This window comes from candidate division KSB1 bacterium, from assembly GCA_022566355.1.
GTDB lineage: Bacteria > Zhuqueibacterota > JdFR-76 > JdFR-76 > DREG01 > JADFJB01.
Window position 1 is genome coordinate 1 of the sequence record JADFJB010000203.1, and the last position, 4,253, is coordinate 4,253.

The 4,253-nt window shown below is 38.6% G+C and carries 3 protein-coding genes and 1 pseudogene; all 4 read right to left on the reverse strand.

Annotated features, from left to right (window positions below; genetic code table 11):
* A partial coding sequence (locus tag IIC38_20100) for a hypothetical protein (protein MCH8128224.1) occupies nt 1-995 on the reverse strand: 995 nt, incomplete at its 3' end.
* 26 nt (nt 996-1,021) lie between these two features.
* On the reverse strand, nt 1,022-2,563 hold the full coding sequence (locus IIC38_20105; protein ID MCH8128225.1) for a sugar ABC transporter ATP-binding protein: 1,542 nt from the start codon (nt 2,561-2,563) through the stop codon (nt 1,022-1,024).
* Nucleotides 2,560-3,591: a substrate-binding domain-containing protein gene (locus tag IIC38_20110; protein ID MCH8128226.1), complete on the reverse strand. Its 1,032-nt coding sequence runs from the start codon at nt 3,589-3,591 to the stop codon at nt 2,560-2,562. Before IIC38_20110 ends, IIC38_20105 begins: the two co-directional genes overlap by 4 nt.
* A gap of 252 nt (nt 3,592-3,843) precedes the next feature.
* Nucleotides 3,844-4,037: pseudogene (locus IIC38_20115) on the reverse strand (fibronectin type III-like domain-contianing protein).
* Nucleotides 4,038-4,253 lie beyond the last annotated feature (216 nt).

Consider the following 4,253-nt stretch of genomic DNA (forward strand, 5'->3'; position numbering starts at 1 on the left):
AATTCAGCCAAGTTACCAGCTGAGGATTCTGCCGTTCCTTGTTGACCAAGGTACATTAATGATGCCAGGGATGCTAATACTCCCATTGAAAGAAAAGCGAGTATCGTTACTCTTTTTACGTGGATGCCACAAAGGACAGCAGCTTCCATATTCCCACCGACAGAATATAAATGACGACCATAAACAGTATTGTTTGCAATCCAGGACATAATGAAGGCTGAAGCAGCCCAAATAAATGTCAAAAATGCAATCCCTCGTGATTCTTCTCTAACGCCGGAATGTTTCATTTGTAAAAATAAAATGAGCATACAAATAAGCACAATAGGAATGATTGAAAAATACCAACCAGGTGATTTGTCCTTTATAGCTTTAATGGTTCTGATCATTGCGTAAACCATTAAAAAGGCAAAAATGAACCAGCCTATTGTTACATCCAAATATTCCGTACCGATCTTTGACACAAAATTATCGTCCGCTAAAGGGATCTCCCGCTTCACAATTAAATATGCCAACCCCCTGTATCCCATCATGCCACCCAAAGTGATGATGAAAGCCGGCATCCCTGTTGAAACCTGTAAAAACCCTTTCAATCCCCATAGGATCAATCCTAAAAGCAGCACTAAAAAAAATGTCAAAATTGCAGGTAATCCTAATCCTGATGGAATCGCTGTCGACAGGCTTATTCCTGATTGCATTGGTTCAAGCCTCGGTGCCATCATCCAGGCTCCAACACCGCCAAGAAATGCTAATGCGGAACCTACGGAAAGATCGATATGGGTGAGGATAATTAAAAATGTCATGCCGCAAGCCAATACGCCTATAACTGATGCCTGCATAAATATTGTTGAAATTGAACGCGCTGATAAAAAACTATTGGTTGCTGAACGAGTGAGAACTTCAAAAACAAGGGCAATCCCTAAAAGAGCTAAAAGGAGAACTGAATTTCTGCTGAGTAACCCTCGCAACATTTCATTATGATCGTGTTCTTTAGTCATCTGAAATGAAATCCGTAATATTGTGGTTAGCCGGTTGCGGCAATTGCCATGATTTCATTTTTATTAAAAGGACGTTGATTAAACTCTTCTTTCACTTTACCATTTGCGATTACATAAACTCGATCGGAAATCCCTAATAATTCTTGCAACTCTGAGGAACTCCATAGAATGGCCCATCCTTGTTTTACCCAGGTTTCCATTTGTCTATAAATAGATTCCTTTGCGCCGACATCAATTCCCCGGGTCGGTTCATCCAATAATAGTAACGAAGGAGCTACTTCACGTGCCCGGGCCAACAATGTTTTTTGTTGATTGCCACCAGAGAGAGTGTTGATAACGGTTTCAGTTCCCGGAGCTTTAATGGCGAACTGCTTCATCCGCTCTTCGGTAATTATTTTTAATAACGAAGTATCAATCCTAAGACCTTTCTTATACCGTAGAATCGTGGCGCAGGAAATATTCATCGTTAGATTTTCTTCTAAAAATAAAGCTTGGTTCTTTCTATCTTCAGGGATTAAGAAGATTCCTTTCGCCATGGCTTCAATGGGATTTTTGGGCAATCGATCATTATTGTTTCCATTTTTCCCGTGCCAAAAAAAATCTCCGGAAGTTTTTGTATTCTTAAGAGACCCGTTTAACGTATGTAAAAGACAGGTGCGTCCAGCTCCCATCATTCCGGCAAGACCGACAATCTCACCTACATGAATGTCTAGATTATTGACTTCCAGTATCTTTTTTTGTCTTTTGGTTACTTGCACATTTTTTAGCTGACAAAGAAGCTTCCCAGGTTTTTGCGGCATGTGTGCGTAAATATCCTGTGGAGGTCTATCCACCATTGCTTCGATCACTTCTAATGGTTTGATGTTTTTTCGCGGTTTTGTCCAGACGGATCGACCATCTCGCAAAACTGTAATTCGATCGGCTATTTGCAAAACTTCTTCAATTCGATGGCTGATATACACGCAGGCGGTACCGTCATTTGCTAATTTCCTGATCCATTTGAGTAACTTAAGCGCATCATCTTCTGATAATGAGCTAGTTGGTTCATCCAAAATAAGGACTACGGGTTTGTCTAAAAGCGTCCGTGCAATCTCTAATCTTTGTTGAGCAGCAATACTCAAATCTTTTACCGGAGAATCTAAATTCGGATAAAAATCCAGCAAGTTAAAATGTTTAATGGCAATATCTTTCTGCCTTTTCTTATCCAGCACTCCAAATCTAGACAATTCGCTGCCAAGGAAAAGATTGTCAATGACTGACATTTCCGGAATTAAGGCTAATTCCTGGTGCACAATTGCAATACCTGCTTTCTTGGCATGGGATACATTGTTAAAGCGAAGTTCTTCAACTTCGGCCTTATCGGACTCAAGATTGGTTTTCTTCAAAATTCTACCTTGATAGGACGAGTAAGGCCAAATTCCAGCCAGTATTTTCATCAATGTAGTTTTTCCAGCCCCGTTCTCACCACAAAGGGCATGAACCTCCCCTGGATAAATATCAAAAGAAACTCTGTCTAAAGCCTTCGTTCCTGGAAATGATTTAACGATGTCTTCCAGGCAAATGATCATTTTAATAAAACTTCCCTGGAATAAAATTCATCTTTTGTCAAAACATCGACTAAATTACCTTTGTGAAGTTTTACAGGATCGAGCAAAACTGATGGTACTTCCTTTGCACCATTATAGATAGTTTGATTTGTCTCAACAACTTCCCCTCTACTCATCATTACCGCTAATTGCGCTGCTTTAGTCGCTAAAGCTCTAAGCGGTTTATAAACTGTCATACTTTGAGTACCCTCCAGAATTCGTTTGCAAGCCATTAAATCCGCATCCTGTCCGGTAACCAAAATTTTCCCATCCAGGCCCTGGGACTTTAATGCCTGGATCACACCACCTGCAGTACCATCATTTGATGCTAATACAGCATCTAAATCTGTTCCTACATTAACTAAAAAATTTTCAATGATTTCTCGAGCTTTTTTCGGAGACCAACCATCTGCCCAATTATCTCCAATTATGCTGATTTCACCGCGATCGATAAATGGCTGCAGAACTTCCATTTGTCCCTGGCGAAAAAGTTTCGCATTGTTATCATCAGGTGAACCACCGAGGAGAAAGTACTTTCCTTTTTTTTGATCAACTAGATACTCGGCCTGCATTCGGCCAACCCGAACATTATCAAAACTAATATAAAGATCTAAATCGCTGTTTAATATGAGTCGATCGTATGCAATGACCGGCACGCCCTGTTGCTTAGCTTTTTGAACAGCCCTGGCAGCGGCCGTGGCAGATTTCGGGACGATCACTAAAACATCGATATCTTGACCCAATAAAATATCACATTGTTCATTTTGTTTTCTTGAATCGCCATCGGCTGAAAGAAAAATACATTCTGCGCCAAGTTTATCAGCTTCTGCAATAAATATATCCCGATCTTTTTGCCACCTTTCAGTGAGAAGTGAATCGAAGCTTAAGCCAATTATAATCTTTTTAATTTGATTTTCAGTTAAGGATTGGTCCTGGTCCTTTTTGCTTGTACAAGTCAGAGATAAAACTGAACAAGTGAACAATAGAAAAATTAATTGAAGACTCCGCATTAAACACCTCAAATATGTTTTTTTCCAAAAAATAACGTGTGTTTTATTGTTTAACCTGAACTATTCATGAATTTCTGCCACCAAGACTCTAAGACGCTAAGACGCTAAGATTATATAACTTAGAAGAACTACGATTAAAAACTGAGTTTCTTTCGATTTATTTTATAAAACTTATTTTCTTCTTTTTTTTCAATACTTTGAGCCTTCGAGCCTTTGCGGCTATGAATTGTTCAGGTTAAATGCAAATAACAATTAGTTAACAGTCGATAAAACCTTATCTAAATCCTCATCGCGTGATGAAGAACAACCATAATTTCGAACTCACCCGGCTCAACGAGATAATCCAAATTAATATCATAAAATGCCAGCTTTTCCGGTACAATTTCCATTTCAACGGTTTTTGTTTCACCTGGATTCAATGTTATTCTTTCAAATTCTTTGACTATTACCTATAATCCGTAGGTCGCAGGTTCGAATCCTGCCGGGCGTACAAACGTAATCTCTTTAATAATAATAAATTCCAGAGGACTTGTGTTTTGTATTAAATTTGATATAAATTAGTAATTAACTTGGATAATTCATGAATTATTGTTTTAAGCTTAAAATATCCTAATTGTCATTCTGGAAGAATCTATTTCCATAAAATTGAAAAAGCATAATTG